Origin of the sequence: Streptomyces sp. DH12 (assembly GCF_020873895.1) — a bacterium.
Classification (GTDB): Bacteria; Actinomycetota; Actinomycetes; order Streptomycetales; family Streptomycetaceae; genus Streptomyces.
Genome location: NZ_JAHWGT010000992.1, coordinates 1 through 461, shown reverse-complemented (window position 1 = coordinate 461; position 461 = coordinate 1). Strand labels below are relative to the sequence as shown.

General features: G+C 73.1%; 1 pseudogene. It reads left to right on the top strand.

Annotated features, from left to right (window positions below):
• A pseudogene (locus tag LPA54_RS38145) lies at positions 1 to 461 on the top strand (amidohydrolase family protein); the annotation flags it as partial.

Genomic DNA, 461 nt, shown 5'->3' with positions numbered 1-461 from the left:
GCGCGGTCGGCATGTCGTCGGGTCTGACGTACACGCCCGGCATGTACGCCCCGGACGCCGAACTGACCGAGCTGTGCCGGGTGGTGGCGTCGTACGGCGGCTACTACTGCCCGCACCACCGCTCCTACGGCGCCGGCGCGCTGGAGGCGTACGCGGAGATGGTGGCGCTGACCCGGGAGGCGGGCTGCCCGCTGCATCTCGCGCACGCGACCATGAACTTCGGTGTGAACAAGGGCCGGGCGCCCGAGCTGCTGGCGCTGCTCGACGAGGCGCTGGACGCGGGCGCCGACATCACCCTCGACACCTATCCGTACACCCCCGGCTGCACGACCCTCGTGGCGCTGCTGCCGAGCTGGGCGAGCGAGGGCGGCCCGGAGGAGATCCTGCGGCGGCTCGCGGACGAGGCGACGGCGGAGCGGATCCGGCACGACCTGGAGGTCACCGGCTCGGACGGCTGTCAC